Below are 17,542 nucleotides of genomic sequence, written 5' to 3'. Positions count from 1 at the left end.
TTACATTTAATTCTGGATTTTTTTTATAGTCTAAAGTTTGGGAGCAAAGTTTATGCGCGCAGGTTCTTTTGGCAAATTAACTCACGATAAAGAGAACACGACTCAAGTGACATTTCATTATGTGGAAGGTCACGCAGAAACCTTTACTATTCCGATTCCTGCACCTGAATTCCAAGAGGAAGTGCTGAATTTGTTAAATCAACCTTGGTTGACTTTTCATTTAGCCGATCAAACCGTTTTTATTTGCACTGCCAGGGTGGTAAAAATAGAAGTAAAACCTGCTATTCCGGAACTTCAAGGTCAAGGAATATTCTCTAACTCGCTGCGAGTTAGTACCATGCAGCGGGCTGCTGTTGGTAGATTGCCGATGGATACTTAGGACCCATTTGTATTGAGATTATTCTGGGTAAGGTGCGCGCAGATCGCCCTGCTTAAGGTGTTCCGTGCGTGCGTTACATTGAAATTATTCCCGATCGCTCAACAATTACAAATTAATTCCTAAATATGTCTGCTGTTAGTTTAATTCGTGCCAATTCCTACGATCGCCAAATCTTGCAAGCATCTTTAGAAAGTTTGCTGGCACCGTGGGGCGGAATCTCGGCTTTTGTCAAATCGGGCGATCGAGTTTTACTCAAACCCAATCTCCTCACTGGTTCTCGCCCTACCAAAGAATGCGTCACCCGCCCGGAATTGGTTTACTGCGTGGCTAAAATGGTCATTGAAGCGGGAGGAAAACCGTTTTTAGGTGATAGTCCAGCTTTTGGCAGCGCCATGGGTGTAGCCAAAGCCAACGGTTATTTGCCACTGTTGGAAGAACTGAATTTGCCAGTAGTTGAGTTTCAAGGAAAACGCTACAAAACAGTCAGCGAAGATTTCAATCATCTGCGAATTTGCAAAGAAGCTATGGAAGCGGATGTAGTGATTAATTTGCCCAAACTAAAATCTCACGTTCAATTAACCGTAACAATGGGCGTGAAAAATTTGTTCGGCTGCGTCCCCGGCAAAATGAAGGCTTGGTGGCACATGGAAGCTGGCAAAGATAGCGCCAGATTCGGTGAAATGCTGGTAGAAACTGCCCGCGCTATTAACCCAAATTTGACGATTTTGGATGGCATTATCGGCCACGAAGGTAACGGGCCAAGTGGCGGCGAACCTAAGTTTTTGGGAATTTTGGGCGCGTCTGATGATGTGTTTGCTTTGGACAGAACTTTAGTTGAAATTATTAATGCCGATCCGGCGGCGGTTCCGACTGTAGCTGCGGCGATGAGATTGGGACTTTGCTCGAATTTAGAGGCGATTGATTTTCCGCTTTTGCAGCCGGAAGATGTGAAAATTTTGGATTGGAAGTTACCGGAAAGCATGATGCCGATCGACTTTGGTATGCCGCGGGTGATTAAGTCTACTTTCAGGCATTTTTATATCCGCTTTATCAAAGAACGGATCGGGGCTTACGCCGATCGATAGGAGGCATTCGCGACACATTCATCATAAAAAGGCGCGCTTGTCAACCACCTCTTGTACTTAAGATTAAACAAAAGTTTGGCTTCCTAACTCAACTGGGAGCTAAATTTTGATGTCAAGGAACTGTAGCGGACGCAAAATTTGTGGCTACTGATAGATGAAATCGCAAATTTTATACTTCGATGTCGCTAAAGATTTCAGCAATATTATTTAGCTACAAATGCAAGAAAGTTTTGGCGTTGCTGATTTAGGGTATGAAGGGCTAAATATGCAAGTCAGAGAAACCAGTATCCACAAAACTTCGGGATTTTCAAGTTATTTTTTTCATACCCTGATTAAGCAACGCCGAAAGTTTTTATTTGTCTCAATCGCAGCCTACATCGCTACCCAGTTTTATAACTTAATTTATACTTAAATTATTGCTGAATTTCTAAATATAGGAAAACTTACTCACAGCCCGATCGCGGAATGTGTAGTTTTTTATCAAACGTGACAGAGCCAGTTAAATGCGTTAGCTTAAATTCGATGTAAGCTGAAAACCACGCTGCAGCAATCGTGTTTCCGAAACCTAATAATTTTGGGGCAGTCATCCGCTGTATTTCGGATTCCGCAATGGTAACTGGCAGATAATTTCTTTGCGGGTTTGAAATCCAACATTAGTGGTTATTAGTACCTCAAGTACCTAAATAATGAAAACTAAAATGCAAAGTCAAAATTGCTTAAGTCCTACCGTCGTCTGTCCTATATCGGGAGAGACTATGAAACCGTGGCTATTGATACCGGGTGATTGGCGCAGACCTGGAAACAAAGAATCGTTTCAATTGTACTGCTGCGAAAAGTCACAACTTGGACGCATTCATCCTTTACCGGAACTCAACAAAATCGCCAGCTTCTACGAAATTGACGAGTATTATACTCACCATGCAGACTCTACAGATTCTGACTCTTCCTCTTCTATTTCCTTCTTGGATAAATTGCGCACGCATCTAGCGTGGCGTTTCGATCGCGGAGTAGATGTCACAAGTCAATGGTGGAAGCAACAGTTCGGGACTGCTTCGTAGTCGATCTTAGAAATCGGTTGCGCCAACGGCGAACTGATGGAAGAACTGCAAGCAGATGGTCACAAAGTCTGGGGCGTAGAACCCGATCGACAAGCTTTGGTTTTCGCCCAGCAGCGAGGTCTTGATGTATTTTACGGTACTGCTGAATCTTTGCCCCCGGAAGTCAAGTCTAGACAGTACGACATGATTGTGATGAACCACGTACTCGAACATACCAGAGATCCTTTACTGGCACTGCGCAATGCCATGAGTTTGCTCGTGGATGGCGGCAAATTGGTGATGGAAGTACCAAATAACTCTTGTATTGGACTGAAAGTCATCAGGGGTGGCATGGATGCATCTAGATGTACCGAGGCATTTGTATTTCTTCACACCGCAGAGCTTCCGCGCTATCTGTGAAAAAGTGGGATTTGAGATAATTTCTACCGAGTTTAATGGCTACTATCGCCAATTTGCCAACAGTTGGATCGATGATGAAAGAAACATTTTTAATGTGTTCGATTCAATGGAATCTCATCAGATGGTAAAGCCCAAAGAAAACAGTAAAGTCCAAGCTTGGAACCTACTGCTGAAAACAATTTTTGCGGCTGATGAAAACAAGTACGATTCGATCCGGGTTGTGGCACAAAAGCCATAGGAAGAGCGAGCTAAGGGCAATAAACTTTTGGTTTTATATCAAGTGTGGTTACACAGTCACAATACTTTTGCCCTCCCCTGCGATAATTCCCAATGCCAGGAGTGCGATCGGACAAAATGCGACTATTGACCCAGCACTCAACCTGACTCGATCGAGACTGACCCACAAACTGTATATGTAGGGTGCGCAGTGCGCACCTTACCCCATAAAAAATCTAAAAATTGCTTTCTGGCGTAAGTCTTCTTGAAGATGCGATCGCAGTTACACATCAAAACAATTAGTTACGCTCTCTACTTTTTGCTTTTTTACTTTTTAGTTGTGAACGCTTATAATTCACCAGAAACGTTTAAATTTCAACCATACAATACTTCTTCCACAGGCGGCGTGGCGTCTGTGGGGTCGAACTGTTTGATTTTCAAAGCTTGCAGCAAAAACAGCCAGATATAAAGCGGATTCAAAAAAACATAGCGCTGCCAAAGGCGCTTGGGTTCCTTAATCATCCGAAACAGCCATTCCAAACCTATCTTAGATAAAAACTCAGGAGCTTTAGCCAAATTACCCGCATGAAAATCGTAAGCAGCACCTACAGCAATCAGCGGCATTGATAAGTCGTCCCGGTATTCGTAAGCCCAGACCTCTTGTCGCGGACATCCCAAACCGACAAAAGTAATTGCGGCACCGCTGTTGCGGATTTGCTGCGCAATTTCTTGTTTTTCTTGGGCCGAAACGTGCCTAAATTTAGAAGGCTGAGTTCCAGCGATAATTAACTTGGGAAAACGCTGGCACAGATTGTGAGATAAAGCCTCCAGTACAGAAGCGTGAGAGCCGTACAAATAGATAGATAATCCTTCTTGAGCGGCACGTTCGCAGATATGTAACATCGCATTGGGCCCGCAAACTCGATCGGGCAATCCCGTATTGTAGAGCAAATTTAACGCCCACCTCACCGGCTGTCCGTCTGGCAATACTAAGTCAATGTGATTGATCCGATAGCGATGAGTCCTGTCAAGAACCCCAGTCATCACCCCGTGAACCGCTAGAGCCGAAACAGACATAGGTTCTCGGGCGCTGGCTGCCGCAATAATTTTGCTGACAGCCGCTTCATAATTAACCGCATTTACTAATATGCCCAGTACATTCTTTTTCCCTTTATCAATCATGGAAGACCTCTTTAAGCCAACACTCGCCGTTACACTCATAAATATCCTGTAGGATTTTTTTAACTTTGTATTCCATCGTTTGCAAAATTGGCACCCTGTTCTTTTTTTTACTCAATCCTTCGACCCCTCTTTCAGCCAACGCTCGCGGTTACATTCATAAATCTCCTGTAGGATTTGTTTAACGTTATATTTCATTTTCCAGTCAGGATAGTGACTTGCAAATTTTGAATTGTCGCTAATCCACCAAATGTGATCGCCAATGCGATTTCCTTCAGCATATGTCCAATTAAATTTGCGTTCCGCAATTGCCTCGCACATCTGGATAGCTTCTAACATAGAACAATTGCTGTACCTGCCTCCTCCTGTATTATAAACTTGGGCGCTTCTGGGAGCTTTATAAAATTCATAAAATGCCGAAATTAAATCCGCGCTGTGAATGTTATCGCGGACTTGCTTGCCTTTGTAGCCAAACACGGTGTAAGGGGTTCCCGTGACGGCGCACTTCATTAAGTAGGCGAGGAAGCCGTGCAATTGAGCTCCCGAGTGATTTGGTCCCGTCAAGCAGCCGCCGCGAAAACAAGCGGTGTTCATATTAAAATATCGACCGTATTCTTGAACTAAAATGTCAGCAGCTACCTTAGAAGCACCAAACAAACTGTGCAGGCACTGGTCGATCGACATATCTTCCCGAATGCCGGTTTCGTAAGTGTGGCCAGATTCAATTTCCCACCTGTGTTCTAATTCAATTAAAGGCAATTTGTTGGGTGTATCGCCGTATACTTTATTCGTAGAAGTGAAAATGAAAACTGCTTTTGGACAGTACAAGCGAGTTACTTCTAGAAGATTGAGAGTGCCGTTGGCATTGACGGTAAAGTCTATTTTCGGAGCACGGCAAGCCCAATCATGGCTAGGTTGTGCTGCTGTGTGAATGACTAACTCGATCGACTCGCCGTACCGCTGAAAGATATTGGTAATCGCTTCGTAGTCGCGAATGTCCACATCTAAGTGATAATACTTGGTTCCCAAGGACTTTTCGAGGAGTTGGCGGTTCCAGTTTGTAGAACCATCAGCCCCAAAAAAGAACTGGCGCATATTATTGTCGATACCAACTATCTCGAAGCCTTGTTTGGCAAAGAACTTACACGCCTCCGAGCCAATTAAACCCGCCGATCCAGTAATGATTGCAACGCTCACGTTTTACCGCCTAAAAAATATAGTTTTCTTTGTTTTGTGCGCTAGAACAAATCAGATATCATCCTAATTTTCGATAGACTATATCTTCGCACAATTGAGCAAAGAATTTACCTTTGATATTCCAATCATATACTTCCCTGACGTGATTTCGACCTGCTTCACCCAAGCGCGATCGCAACTCGGCATCGCCGGCTAAATGAGCGATCGCCTCAGCTAGACCCTGCACTGCCTGTTCTGGATTGTAAGCAGGTACTTTTACCCCAGTTTGGGCAGTCACTTGAGTGGCAGGCCCTCCCAGATCCAAGCAGATGATGGGACGCCCCGCCGCCATCCCCTCCAGACACGTCCACCCCCCTGAATCGTGCAAGCTAGGGTGAATCAGTACATGAGACTCCCCTAACTTGTCCAAACTTTCCTCGCGCGGCAGCCTCCCCCACAACTTAACTTGAGAAGCAATGCCCAATTCTTGCGCTAAAGACTGAAGGCGATCGCGTTCCGGGCCATCCCCCAGCAGCCAATATTCGGCATTCGGCAAGTTAGCTCGGGCAAAGGCCCGTACCGCCAGGTGATAGCCTTTCCAGTGCAGCAACCGCCCCATACTGATGAACCTGATCGGTGAAGGCCCTGGCAGCTTGCACTCTCCCAGCCGCTCCATCTCTGCCTTTGACAGACCCGCTTCTGAAAGCACCTGCACCTTTTTAGCCCCCATCGCCCGCACCCGCTTCGCCGTGTCCTCCGTTGTCGCCAAAGCTAAGACGCTTCTGCGAGCCGTCATCCTGGCAAAGGGATCTCTCTCACCTAGGCGCTGCCCCCAGTCTCGCGCTGTTTCGTAAAGTTTTGCCTTGGAGCTAAAATCTTCCCAAAAAGGTTTAGGGGCTGCTTCGCCGCCGCCCACAGGCCCCCAAATAAAAGGAATAGGCAGCAGCGAGATGAAGCTCGGCGACCAAAATTTAACGTAGGTGACGTGGCGGGCGATGTCGAAATTAATTTGGCGGTGGAGATCGCGCGCCTCTAAATAAGCCAAAATTTGCCACAGGTAATAGTGCAATTGCAGACCTCCCTGTCTACCTTTAAAGTTTTCGCTCCAGCCGAAAGGCTCAATGTAGACGAAGTGCAGGTTAGAGTTCGGGTTCGCGGCGAGGAAGGCTTCAATAGCGGTACGGTAAAAGGTGCGAGTTAGTACCCACACTTCTTGGTGTTTGGCGGCTTCTACCACCGCATTCCAGCCCACTCCTTCCTCAGATCCTTGTCCGGGTTCGCAGGCAAAGGCAGATAAAAGAATTTTCATCGGCAATTGTTAGTGCTTAGTGGTTAGTGGTTAGGCATGAGTTTTTAATTTTTTGTTCGTGGTTAGTTTCTGTTGGTTACTTAAAACGCTGTTTTTTTCTACTACCCACAACAGCTTAACCGCTAACCATTAAAAATGATGTTACTTCGACATAAGCTTGGGCGGCTGTTTCGGGAGTTTTTTGAGCAATTAGTTCGCGCGATCGCTCTCCCATCGACTCAATCAAATCTGGATTGTCCAGAAAACGCCCCATCGCCGAGGCCAAACCTTGAGAGTCTCTAGGATCGAAAATGTAACCATTCTCCCCTTCAGCAATCAATTCGCAGGAAGCCGCACCATTTGAGCAGAGTACAGGTTTGCCAAAAACCATCGCCTCCGGTACCACCATTCCCCAGACATCCTCAAAAGTAGGGAATACAAAAACATCAGCTTGCTGAAAGTAAGCACCCAAACTTCCATATTCCACCCATCCGGCCCAAGTTACCTGCTCTTCAAAATTGCGCTCTTTAATAAAAGCTTCCAGTTCCTCCCGCTGATCTCCCTTGCCAACAATCAACAGCGAATAATCAGCATAACCTTGACTTTTAAGAATAGCGCAAGCTTCTAAAAGCGTCTTAATTCCCTTTCTAGCTGTGAGCCGCCCTACATACAGAAAAATTGGGCGTTTTAACTGCAAATTTGGTGGCTTAGTTCGATCCAACCGTTTCAGCAAAGCTCCCGCATCCGGTACGAGATAGGTTCTAGTAAAAATTTTATCCTCGGGTACGTTTAGAACTTCCATCAGATATTGTTTGCCAGCATTACTGTTAGAAACAAAAGCATCAGCAAACCGCACAAGTATGCGGCGAACAAATGTCCGAAAACTGGAATCTCTAAAGTCTGTATTCGGGGAACTGCCATCATAAATAATCGCAATTTTCCATCCGATCAGCGGTTTTAACAAAGCCACAATTACAGTCCACAAAGAGAAAGCTTGCGGAAATACGACATGAGGTCGAAATTCAAGCAGATAGCCAATAATGGATGGTGAGACTACAATAAACCCGCGATCGTAGCCTGTATTTATCTTTGTAGTTTCGACAAAACTCGTCTTTCCTACTAGCTGAATTGCCGACGATCCAGGCATTGTCGGATCGAATCCCGGCCAGACACCGCCGGTGTAGAACACAGTGTTTTTAAACACTTTCGTAAATTCTCTCAAAACAGGCTGCCAGTAGGCTCCCAGACCCACTTCCGGGACAAGCCAAGCGATGCGGAGTTCATCCATGCGGTTCACCTTTAGTTGTAGCGACGACAAGAAAGCCGGCGGTATCGCCAAAAATCTTCCCCATTCCCTGTGCTTGCAAAAATACTATCAGCCGCGATAGCCTACAGATCCTCGGCGGAGCGAGATCAAAATCAACCTCAAATAAGGTAACAGCCAATATATCGGCCACAAGATATTCGTGTGCCGCTGTACCAGCACTTTCGACTCTTTTGGTCCAAAACCCTTGGGTTGCAGTACCTTTTTAAATCGATCGAGCAAACTCATGTTCGGGTCTTCCCAGCAGTTACCCTCAGGCGGGTTGGTCGAGCAGGTGCCCGCGTATCCAGGAACCACCCAAACTGTACAATTTTGTTGCACCGCTCGCAAACCGTAGTCAATATCTCCCATGCTGTGGATGAATGCGGGGTCTAGGTTTCCCACTACTTCAACTACCGATCGCGGCATCAAAACGCAGTTACCGTTCATAGTATGGCACGGCTGAGCTTCCTCGCTCGGTTCCAGCAGACGAAAGTGCAAAGGATGCCACCAGCTAGTCCGCAACCAGCCTCCATAAGTCAGCGCCCCAGTTTCCGAGTCGCGAGTAGAACCCACTGCAATAGCTCGCGTGTTGCCTTGCTCAGCTAAGCAGCGGGACGTTGCCAGCATTGTGTTCAAGGCTTCCGGTTCCAGTACAGTGTCATCGTTGAGCCAGACGTAGTAGTCATAATTTTGCTTGATGGCTTCAGCAAGTCCTTGCCGCATTCCTCCATTCCAAAACAGGTTCCCATCTCCGCGCAGCAATTTAACTTGCGGATAAGTCTCCTGCACAGCTTCGGCCGTACCGTCAGTGCTGGCGTCGTCCACTAAGTACGCCACCAGAAAGACATCTGCAGGCAGTACCTGATTGAATAGCGCCGCGAGACTAGCTAAGGTCTTTTGCTTGCGGTTGTGGCAAGTTATGATTGTTGCTATAGTGCTGTGTGGTTTCATCAATCTATAATAGTTTCATTCAATATTGTAGTCTGGAAAAAAATATGAGGCAATTACTCAAAAAAATAGCGTATAAAATACTTAAGCCTTTGGGATTCGATCTCCCGCGTCAAGGCATGAGAACATCTATGTACGGCGTACTCGATCAGTTTATCAAGTTGGGTTTTCAACCAGAAACCGTTATAGATGTCGGCGTTGCCTACGGGACTTTTGAATTGTACGAAAAATTTCCCCAAACCAATTTTTTGCTGGTAGAGCCTTTGATCGAATACGAGAAAAATTTAAAAGAAATTTGTCAAAAATACAACGCTCAGTATATCATGGCTGGTGCCGGCGCTCAAGCGGGAAATATTACGATTAATGTTCACCCTCAACTTTACGGCTCTTCAACTCTCAAGGAGTCAGAAGGTAGTGTTGCCGACGGTGTTCCCAGGGAAATTCCTCTGGTTGTCCTTGATGATTTGTGCCGGGAAAGAAACTTAAAAGGGCCTTATTTATTGAAGGTAGACGTGCAGGGCGCTGAGCTTAATGTTTTAGACGGCTCTCGCCAGGTGCTGGAGGATACAGAAATAATCATTCTGGAAGTATCCCTGTTTGAATTCTTTGTCGGCGGGCCACAATTCTACGATATCGTCAGTTATATGAAAGAGCGCGGATTCGCCACCTACGATATTTTTGGGGGTTACATCCGTCCCCTCGACGGAGCTTTAGCTCAAGTAGACATGGTGTTTGTTAAAGAAAACGGACAATTTAGAAAGTCTAATTTTTTTGCTACGCCAGAGCAGCGGAAACAGTTGGTTTAAGGGGCGGTGCTGTTTGAAGCCGTGGCGAGTTCTGAAAAAAGAGACAAATAGCGATTTGCTTGTATGTCTAAGGTAAATTCTTGTTCCACTTTTTGACGGGCCCTGGCGCAGAGTTTTTGGTGCCGCTGCGGATCTTCGAGTACCCATGCAATACCTTTAGCTAAGTCTTCTGTTTCATAAGGTTTCGCTAAGTAGCCATTTGAGCAGTGTTCGATCATATCCGGGAGTCCCCCGATATTGAATGCGACGCTGGGGATTGCGCAGGCTCCAGCTTCCATCACCGTGTTTGGCAAATTATCGTAAACAGAAGGGGCGACGAAGACATCTGCTGCTGCATACACTGTTGCTAGGGAGATATCATCTGCTAGATTACCCAAATAGTGAGCTTTAAAACCCAGTTCAACGGCATTTTCCGGTTGAGAAGAACCAAAAACCAGCAGCTCTATCCGATCTTTCCAGCCCGATTTGCTCAGGCTTTGCAACGCCGATACTAGCAAATTAAACCCTTTCCAGCGGTTGCTAGTTCCACCTGCAATTCCAAAGAGTACAATTTGTTTATCTTTAGGTAAATTCAGGATTTCTCGCGCCCATTGACTATTGATGGGTTTGTACTTTTGAATATCGATGCCGTAAGGAATTACCTCAACTCGATAATCTTTGAACAAAGAACTTGAACTAGCGCATTTAGCCAACCAAGCGCTAGGGCTAACCAGAGTTAGGTCAATATTTTTCCAAGCTTTAGCTTTCCGCTGCCACACCCACCGCGACAGATCCGAATCTTTGGTGCTGTGCAGTTGCGGGCAGCTACCGCAAGATTTAGTGTAGCGATCGCACTGTTCGCTGTAGTGGCATCCACCTGTAAAAGGCCACATATCGTGGAGCGTCCAGACTAGGGGTTTATTAAACTTCGGAACACTTTCTACTTGCAAATAACCCCCACAAACCCAGTGCAGGTTAATAATATCTGGCTGAATTTTGGCAACTTTAGCAGCCAGGGAGTCCGGCAGCCATTCTGGAGAAAATATAGCGGGATTTCTCTCAGGGTAAAGTCGCAATGGCGAGTTTGATATGGTTGAAATAATCTTATCAAACTTATTCGCAATACCATTCTGTGACAAGATGACATTCGGATCGCCACTTTTCTTATTTTTCACCAGCATTTGCGAAGACACGCCAATTCCCTGCAAACCTTGGTGCAGTCTATAAGCGGCGCGGGCTGCACCGCCTTCAATATCAGAACTATTAATAAGTACAACCTTCATCTCCCCTGCCTATCATCTAGAGTTATCTCGGATTTTACTTGTTTTTTTTCAACAGTTTATGTATTTTTTTTTGCACCTTCTTCAGCAGCGGCGGATCGTAATCATACAAAGTATTTTGAGTAAAATTATCTGCTTGCGTATCCCTAATTGCAAAAGGCGGGTGTTTCAGCGGAAATGTTAAAGCTTCTGTTGGCATATTATTGTAGGGACTGCTGGCATCTCCCGTGTGGGTTCCTCCCGTACCGTGTCCGATGTTAGAAGCTAAATTGACATTTGCCAGAATATTCATACCATTTTGAATAAAGCTAGCAAAGGCCCACTGGAAATCCCAAGTATCTATTTTTCCCTCATAACAAAGTTGAAAAATATTGGTCCAAACTTTTACAGTTTGCGGATCTCCCAGTACGTCAGCCAAAAAATTACCATCGCGAATTTCCGGCCACAGCTTCATGTCTAAATCATAGTGCTGCCAAGCTCGCCTCCAACTGGCCCAACTCCAGCAGTGATTGTAGCGAGAAAAGTAGTAGCTGTAATCAGTTCTTTTGCGGCCGAACTGAACATTTTGACCGGAGATTGACATGATCCGGCGATCGTCTCGGTAGCGATCGAGCAATTCCTCAGCGAAACGGAAAAATGTAGGATGAGGCAGACAGTCATCCTCAATAATAATTGCCTCTTCAACCGTATCAAACACCCAATCTATACCGCTAGAAACCCGCCGCCGACAGCCCAGGTTTACGTCAGCGTAATTTTTCAAAACTTCGCACTCCCAATCTACTCGGTCAATAATCGCACGAGCCCGATCGCAATCTTGGTCTTCCCCCGGTCTATCTGCACGGGGCCCGTCAGCAACTACTAATAGTTTCTGCGGCTTTACTTTGCGAATTTCTGCAAACACCCTTTCTGTTTCTTGGGGGCGTTTAAAAATAATAAATGCAACAGGGGTCTTCACTTGCCAATCGGGCATTTAACTACTCTACTATGTTTATGATTGTATGCAAGTCTCGCTTCGTACAAAAACAATTCCAAGTATTTACCGTACTTCCACCATTGACTAAAAAAACATTAACCAGGTCGCAAATCTCGCCAGGAAGTAGATTCTAAGTCTACCAGTCTCATTTCACCCGCAGTACCCGCAAAGTGCAGAAAAAAAGTATTGATTAGAGCCGTTGTTGCACACTCGCTAGCCCGCCTGTCAACCAACCGCCCCGGTATTCCTTTTGATAAAAGTTTGCCTTTGACCCGGTTAAATAAACTGGGTTTTGTGTGCGGTTTGTGCAGCAAAAATGGGTAATACAAAGCTTTGTGAACGCTCCAGACAGTGCTGAAGCGCGGATCGATCCATTGAACGCAATCGGCTTTTAACAGTTCATAAGAAAGCCAAGGCATTTCACCGAACCCTGTTTCCTCGCATTCATAATACACTTTTTCTAAAATCGAGCGGTGGTGAGACGGTGACAGTACCATAATACCATCTTGGACAATCCGATCGAATTCGGCAGGAATACCGTACTTAGCATAAGTACCCCGCTCGTTTTTTTCGTCCGTAATTCCCCAAGTTTCAAACAATCGGTCTCTAGCTTCAGCAGATAACTGCTCGTTAGGTGTTGCCCATTCTGGGGCCGCACCTACTTGATCAACAGCCACACCTTCCACAATACAGGGAGCATTTGCCGAATTGATCAAAACGTCTGCATCTACCCAGACTACTCTATCATATTTATTGACAGATTCCTCGCCCAGAATTAAACATTTTTGCCAGCAGGGCGATCGCTTTTGTGCCCGTGCTGAATCATCTAAAGGCTTTTCAATACAAATAAGATCGTATCCGTGCCTATCTGCATACTTTTGCCAGTTTGCTTGGCACAAAATTTTCCAGTTTTCCAAAAATTTTTGACCAATTGCTAGCGTTACTATGGCTTTAGAGTTCGTCATATTTTCCTGCTATCCTCCATCCTTTCAATTAACAACATCAGCAGTCATGTAGGATTTAAACTCATCAAAAGTCAGAACCATCACAGCCGCTATGAATGCTAGTGTATCAGTGTGCGTCTGATAGGGCAAAAATCTATAGCGAAAAGCAGCCATTTTCCGATCGCTCTCTTGGTAGATAATGTCTTGTGCAAAGTTGCCCCACCGTTCATCTATTAAATCCATGGTCATGCCAGCATGACCAGAAGGAAGCAGCATATTAGAGCCGTGCAGGCCTATTACTAAACGGCTATCAGCATAGACTTGGCAGATGTCCTGCTCGATTTTTTCATTAAACATCTCTACCCTGTAATCTTCAATCCATTCTGGAAACTCAGTCTTTGTCCCTAAACCTGCTACTGCAAATTGTGCTGACGGTACGCGCGATCGAATTCCCTCAAATAACCGCCGCACCTTCCAATTTTGAACCGCCAGCCCAATTGACAGCAGATTCAGCTTTCTCAGAATTCGGAATAGCAAGCTGTTGATAAAAAGGCGATCTTCCCGCCAAATAAAAGTAATATTTACATCTTCTTTGTCGAAACTGTGCTTGGGAACTCTAGTAAACCGCGTGATGTCAAACTGACTCGGATGAGAATAGGCTTCGCTCACATAAATTTTGTCGAAGCGTTTGGTTTCTTCCTCAGCAAACTTGGCGAAATCAAGATAGTAATCGCGGCCATTTTTTAAAGAAATAGGTACTGTCCACACTTCAGCGACTCCATCTGGAACCATCCACCTTAAGAACTTAGGCACTATCACAATTAACCCGCATTCTGGGTTACACTCCAAGTGTCTTTGTGCATTCAGTAACTTTAATAACGAGTGACCGTAAAGATAGTCAATACAGTTTAAAATGATGACCCGCTGGCACGGCTTGAAAATTTCTTTGGTGATTTCAAGTTTCTCGCTTCGAGGATTTTGGAGTGAATTTAGTAACGGTTTTCCCAACCATTCTGCAACGTAACTGTTGCCCGAAAAAACCTCTCCTTTTGCCAAATCTACTTGAAGGGATGTGTTAGATCCATGACCGACTCTCAATAAATCGATTATTTCACTACCAGAGTCCGACTTGAATTCAACACAAATGTGCATACCCTGCCACAAAATTTTTGCTGGCTGTAAAGCCGTCCCAGATTTGGGGCAATTAGATTTATGCTGAATTTGGGGTTTGATTTCAATCATTTTAGTAATCCTATTAACCGGGAAGCAGCCTTGTACAAGTTAAGAGATCGCCAAATTAATTTACTAAAAGGGCGCAATTCCTTAATTAGGAAATTGACTAAAATAATCACGTAAAAATAAGTAATTAGAGTAGCAGCCGTAGCACCAAAAGCTCCATACTTAGGAATGAGCCACAAGTTTAACCCCACATTTAAAATCGAGCCGACTACAGTCAAGTAAAGACTGTAGCGCAACTGACCCTCGATCGTAAAATAGGTGTTCCGCGCTACTCCAAAGTTGCTGCCAAATTGCGCCCAAACATAGATGGCGAGTACCGCTGCTGACTTAGCATACTTTTCACCGTAAAGCACGTCCACTATCCACGGAGAAAGTAATGAAATCGGGATTGCCACTCCCAACCATAAAATCATCATCGTATCACAATAAATTTGAAATTTATTTAGATATTCTGCATAATTTCTCTCTCTCAAATTCGCTAATTTTGGAAAAATAGAGGAAGATATGATCATCGGGAAGAAATCGCTGATTTCCGATATTTTAACAGCCGCCGCATAATATCCCAGTTCAGCATTTTGATTCATCGCACCCAGCATAAGCTGATCGGTTTTTGAGTACAAATAAACTGCCAATCCCGACAAAATTATCGGCCAACTCTCGTGCAGCAGTTGCTTGCCCCGGGCCCAACTGAATTGCCAATCCTGAATTTTATTTCCTGTAAGGCGATAAAAATATACATAAGCTATTCCTACGATCGCCACCTCTGCCAATCTCATCCAGGCGAAGGCAAGCAGCGGTGCCTTAATCAGCACCAATCCAATTCTGACTCCGGCAACCAAAAAACATACCGAATTCTTCGCCAGCACTGTATATTTTGACTGCACTTGGGACTCGAACCAAAAATTGATCGCCTCAAAAGCCTGAAAGATAGTTCCGGCGGCGATGATGCCCACCAGCCAGCGAGTCAGGCTGTCGTCAGGTTTGGATAGCGAAATCACCGCGACAGTTAACAACAGAGTGATGCAACCGCCAGTAAATTGCAGCCCGAAGGCAGTCCCCAGCGTTTCGTTTTTGCATTCAGGATTGCGAGCGATATCGCGGATGATGATGCTGCCCAATCCCATTGTCGCTACCGAACTAAAGACGGACACAAAGGCGATCGCGTAGTTCAGCAAGCCAAATTGAACTGGCCCCAGATAGCGGGCTACCCAAAGGCCTACCACCAAACCCAGACCCATTTGCAAAATTTGGTCAGTGAACAACCACGCCAGATTCACGAGTACCTGACGGAGACCTGGCCCGAGTTTTTGACTGGCCGCAGTTAGCTTTTCTAACATCAGAAAGTTTTGAATCCTTATAATAAATAAATATGTTTTTTGAGCCGTCAAGAAGGAATTAACAACCAGGCTTCTTATGATAGTATATCATAAGTTTTACCCGAAATTAAACATTTCTTGAAAAACTTCTCGCTGTTCTGGTTGAGAATTTTTCCATTGGTTTGAGTACCTTGCCAACATCGGAACCATGCGAGCGGTACGCGAGGTTTGGTTGAATTTCAATGACCCGCTCGCTCCGAGCAGCCGAGAAGCTACTTTGTATAAATTCAACGAGCCAAAAATTAAACTTCCGAAAGGTTTTAATTCTTTTATGTAAAACTTTAGTAAAATACTTACATAAGAATAAGTTATTCAACTTGCTACTGTTGCTCCCAAGGCTCCATATTGAGGAATCAGTAGAGAGTTCAATACTATATTAAAAATTCAGCCGGCTACCGTCAAGTAAAGATTGTATCGCAGTTGACCTTCGATAGCAAAATAGATATTTATAGCTATGCCGATGTTGTTGCCAAATTGAGCCCAGACGTAGATTGATAGCACCCTGGCTGAAGCTGCATATGGCTCGCCGTAAAGAGTCTGGACGATGAAACGAGCTAGCAGAGAAATTGGCAGTGCCACTCTCAGCCAAAAAAATAACATAGTATCCAAGTAGATCTGAAACTTTTTGGTTCTTCCGTACTTACTGTCTGTGCTAAAATGTTAATAAATGCTCAAAGAAAGGTTTTAAAAAAATAAGCTACGAAGAGGTTCATGACAAATATACTAAATTTAGCGGTGGTCATAGTAGAAAATAAAAAACAGACAGGCGAAACATTAATTTTCGCCGTGAAATCGGAGAATAAAACCGCAGTTGGTCCCCGATGTGGTCAAGCCAGCCATCGTCTTCATCAAAATCAAGGAATTATGGTGAGAGATTTACCCATCAGCGACCAAGAAGTAATTCTCAGAGTAAATCTGCGCAGATTTAAGTGTGAAAATTGCCAAAAACCTTTTAGTGAAACCTTATATTTTGTAGTAAAAAATAAAAATTCACCCATCGATATGCGGAAAGTATTACTAAACAAGTAATCCATAATGATATTAATAACGTTGCTAAAAATAAAAAATTAACAGAAGAGGTAGTTTGGTCAATGGTAAAATCTGTAGCTAAGAAAATATTCCTATCAATGTATAAAACTTAAGTAAATTAGGAATAGATGAAATTAGTTTAGTGAAAGGACAAGGAAAATTTATTGTGGTCTTAGTTGACCTAGAAACACATAAATTAATAGGGTTGGTTGCCGAAAAAAAGCAGTCATAGATAGAGAAAGTGATGCTTAAATGGGGAGAAAAAGTATTATATCCAATAAAAAAAAGTAAGTATAGATATGACGGGTCATTATAAATCATTAGTCACAAAAGTTTGTCCGAATGCTGATGTAACAGTAGACAGATTTCACGTAACAAAAATGCTTCAGGAGGAATTTAATCAGGCGAGAATTGCTCAAAAAAAAGCAGCATCAGCACTAAAAGTTAAAGAAATAACTAAATTATTTTACTGTTTAAAAGTAAGTAAATATATATTAATGAAAGCAGCAATTAAATTGTCTGAACCACAAAAACAGAAATTAAAAAAAGTAAAAAATGCTGCAGCCTTACTAGGAATTATGCACGAGTTAAAAGAAGAGTTTCACGCTCTATTTATTTGAGCAGAGTCAAAATTTGGGAAAAGAGACCTTAGAACTAATTGATTGGTTAAAAAAGGCAGAACCATACTATAGCCTTTCTCAGAAAGATGAGGTACAATAACAGCAGTGTGTAAACCAGTTAAAAATATTTGACGATGTAACTTGTCCAAACGCAAACTAAGAGTGCTTTTCCTAACTCTTGATAATAGACCTCTTGCAAAAAAGATATATGTTATAATCAGAAGTTTTAAATTTAGCCCCCTAGAGCTAACTCATAATTGTA

At 44.0% G+C, this 17,542-nt stretch carries 19 protein-coding genes; 8 read left to right on the top strand and 11 right to left on the bottom strand.

Annotated features, from left to right (window positions below):
- Window positions 1–52: 52 nt before the first annotated feature.
- The 5 genes from QUB30_RS17225 to QUB30_RS17205 all read left to right on the top strand — a co-directional run bounded on the left by QUB30_RS17225 (window position 53) and on the right by QUB30_RS17205 (window position 3,159).
- Window positions 53–379 (top strand): hypothetical protein, encoded by a 327-nt coding sequence (locus QUB30_RS17225; RefSeq protein WP_333335491.1) that lies wholly within the window; start codon window positions 53–55, stop codon window positions 377–379.
- A gap of 125 nt (window positions 380–504) precedes the next feature.
- Complete coding sequence (locus QUB30_RS17220; protein ID WP_333335488.1) at window positions 505–1,464, top strand: DUF362 domain-containing protein; 960 nt, start codon at window positions 505–507, stop codon at window positions 1,462–1,464.
- A 755-nt stretch (window positions 1,465–2,219) separates the two neighbouring features.
- Window positions 2,220–2,522 carry a hypothetical protein gene (locus tag QUB30_RS17215; RefSeq protein ID WP_333335485.1) on the top strand — a complete coding sequence of 101 codons (303 nt, stop codon included), beginning with the start codon at window positions 2,220–2,222 and terminating at the stop codon, window positions 2,520–2,522.
- Between the two features lie 3 nt (window positions 2,523–2,525).
- The gene (locus QUB30_RS17210) at window positions 2,526–2,921 is read left to right on the top strand and encodes a class I SAM-dependent methyltransferase (RefSeq protein ID WP_333335702.1); all 396 of its coding nucleotides are present in this window, start codon (window positions 2,526–2,528) and stop codon (window positions 2,919–2,921) included.
- A 4-nt stretch (window positions 2,922–2,925) separates the two neighbouring features.
- Window positions 2,926–3,159, top strand: coding sequence for a hypothetical protein (locus tag QUB30_RS17205; protein WP_333335482.1), 234 nt, complete (start codon window positions 2,926–2,928; stop codon window positions 3,157–3,159).
- A 353-nt stretch (window positions 3,160–3,512) separates the two neighbouring features.
- Here QUB30_RS17205 and QUB30_RS17200 read toward each other — a convergent pair whose 3' ends face one another.
- The 5 genes from QUB30_RS17200 to QUB30_RS17180 form a co-directional block, all read right to left on the bottom strand.
- Window positions 3,513–4,358 carry a WecB/TagA/CpsF family glycosyltransferase gene (locus QUB30_RS17200; RefSeq protein WP_333335478.1) on the bottom strand — a complete coding sequence of 282 codons (846 nt, stop codon included), beginning with the start codon at window positions 4,356–4,358 and terminating at the stop codon, window positions 3,513–3,515.
- Window positions 4,359–4,430: 72 nt separating this feature from the next.
- Complete coding sequence (locus QUB30_RS17195) at window positions 4,431–5,513, bottom strand: NAD-dependent epimerase/dehydratase family protein (RefSeq protein WP_333335475.1); 1,083 nt, start codon at window positions 5,511–5,513, stop codon at window positions 4,431–4,433.
- Window positions 5,514–5,571: 58 nt separating this feature from the next.
- Window positions 5,572–6,801 (bottom strand): glycosyltransferase, encoded by a 1,230-nt coding sequence (locus QUB30_RS17190; protein WP_333335472.1) that lies wholly within the window; start codon window positions 6,799–6,801, stop codon window positions 5,572–5,574.
- A gap of 115 nt (window positions 6,802–6,916) precedes the next feature.
- Window positions 6,917–8,068 carry a glycosyltransferase family 4 protein gene (locus tag QUB30_RS17185; protein WP_333335469.1) on the bottom strand — a complete coding sequence of 384 codons (1,152 nt, stop codon included), beginning with the start codon at window positions 8,066–8,068 and terminating at the stop codon, window positions 6,917–6,919.
- 87 nt (window positions 8,069–8,155) lie between these two features.
- A complete protein-coding gene (locus tag QUB30_RS17180; protein WP_333335465.1) occupies window positions 8,156–9,037 on the bottom strand; it encodes a glycosyltransferase family 2 protein in 882 nt (293 codons plus the stop codon).
- 44 nt (window positions 9,038–9,081) lie between these two features.
- On the opposite strand from QUB30_RS17180, the gene QUB30_RS17175 reads away from it, so the two are divergent.
- Window positions 9,082–9,840 carry an FkbM family methyltransferase gene (locus QUB30_RS17175; RefSeq protein ID WP_333335462.1) on the top strand — a complete coding sequence of 253 codons (759 nt, stop codon included), beginning with the start codon at window positions 9,082–9,084 and terminating at the stop codon, window positions 9,838–9,840.
- Here the strand turns inward: QUB30_RS17175 and QUB30_RS17170 are convergent.
- From QUB30_RS17170 to QUB30_RS17145, 6 genes are all read right to left on the bottom strand, one after another.
- Window positions 9,837–11,102: a glycosyltransferase family 4 protein gene (locus tag QUB30_RS17170; RefSeq protein ID WP_333335459.1), complete on the bottom strand. Its 1,266-nt coding sequence runs from the start codon at window positions 11,100–11,102 to the stop codon at window positions 9,837–9,839. The genes QUB30_RS17175 and QUB30_RS17170 overlap by 4 nt on opposite strands.
- Window positions 11,103–11,136: 34 nt before the next feature.
- Window positions 11,137–12,069 (bottom strand): glycosyltransferase family 2 protein, encoded by a 933-nt coding sequence (locus QUB30_RS17165; protein ID WP_333335456.1) that lies wholly within the window; start codon window positions 12,067–12,069, stop codon window positions 11,137–11,139.
- Window positions 12,070–12,167: 98 nt separating this feature from the next.
- A complete protein-coding gene (locus tag QUB30_RS17160; RefSeq protein WP_333335453.1) occupies window positions 12,168–13,037 on the bottom strand; it encodes a hypothetical protein in 870 nt (289 codons plus the stop codon).
- Window positions 13,038–13,061: 24 nt separating this feature from the next.
- The gene (locus QUB30_RS17155) at window positions 13,062–14,258 is read right to left on the bottom strand and encodes a hypothetical protein (RefSeq protein WP_333335450.1); all 1,197 of its coding nucleotides are present in this window, start codon (window positions 14,256–14,258) and stop codon (window positions 13,062–13,064) included.
- Window positions 14,255–15,592, bottom strand: coding sequence for a flippase (locus QUB30_RS17150; RefSeq protein ID WP_333335447.1), 1,338 nt, complete (start codon window positions 15,590–15,592; stop codon window positions 14,255–14,257). Before QUB30_RS17150 ends, QUB30_RS17155 begins: the two co-directional genes overlap by 4 nt.
- A gap of 423 nt (window positions 15,593–16,015) precedes the next feature.
- Window positions 16,016–16,231: a hypothetical protein gene (locus QUB30_RS17145; protein ID WP_333335445.1), complete on the bottom strand. Its 216-nt coding sequence runs from the start codon at window positions 16,229–16,231 to the stop codon at window positions 16,016–16,018.
- Between the two features lie 111 nt (window positions 16,232–16,342).
- On the opposite strand from QUB30_RS17145, the gene QUB30_RS17140 reads away from it, so the two are divergent.
- Together QUB30_RS17140 and QUB30_RS17135 are read left to right on the top strand one after the other, a co-directional pair.
- Complete coding sequence (locus QUB30_RS17140; protein ID WP_333335443.1) at window positions 16,343–16,660, top strand: transposase family protein; 318 nt, start codon at window positions 16,343–16,345, stop codon at window positions 16,658–16,660.
- A 299-nt stretch (window positions 16,661–16,959) separates the two neighbouring features.
- A complete protein-coding gene (locus QUB30_RS17135) occupies window positions 16,960–17,280 on the top strand; it encodes a transposase (protein WP_333335440.1) in 321 nt (106 codons plus the stop codon).
- Window positions 17,281–17,542 lie beyond the last annotated feature (262 nt).

The sequence above is a fragment of the Microcoleus sp. BROC3 genome, from assembly GCF_036702515.1.
Taxonomy (GTDB): Bacteria; Cyanobacteriota; Cyanobacteriia; order Cyanobacteriales; family Microcoleaceae; genus Microcoleus.
Note: the sequence above shows the minus strand (reverse complement) of the source record. Positions and strands in the feature narration are given on the sequence as shown.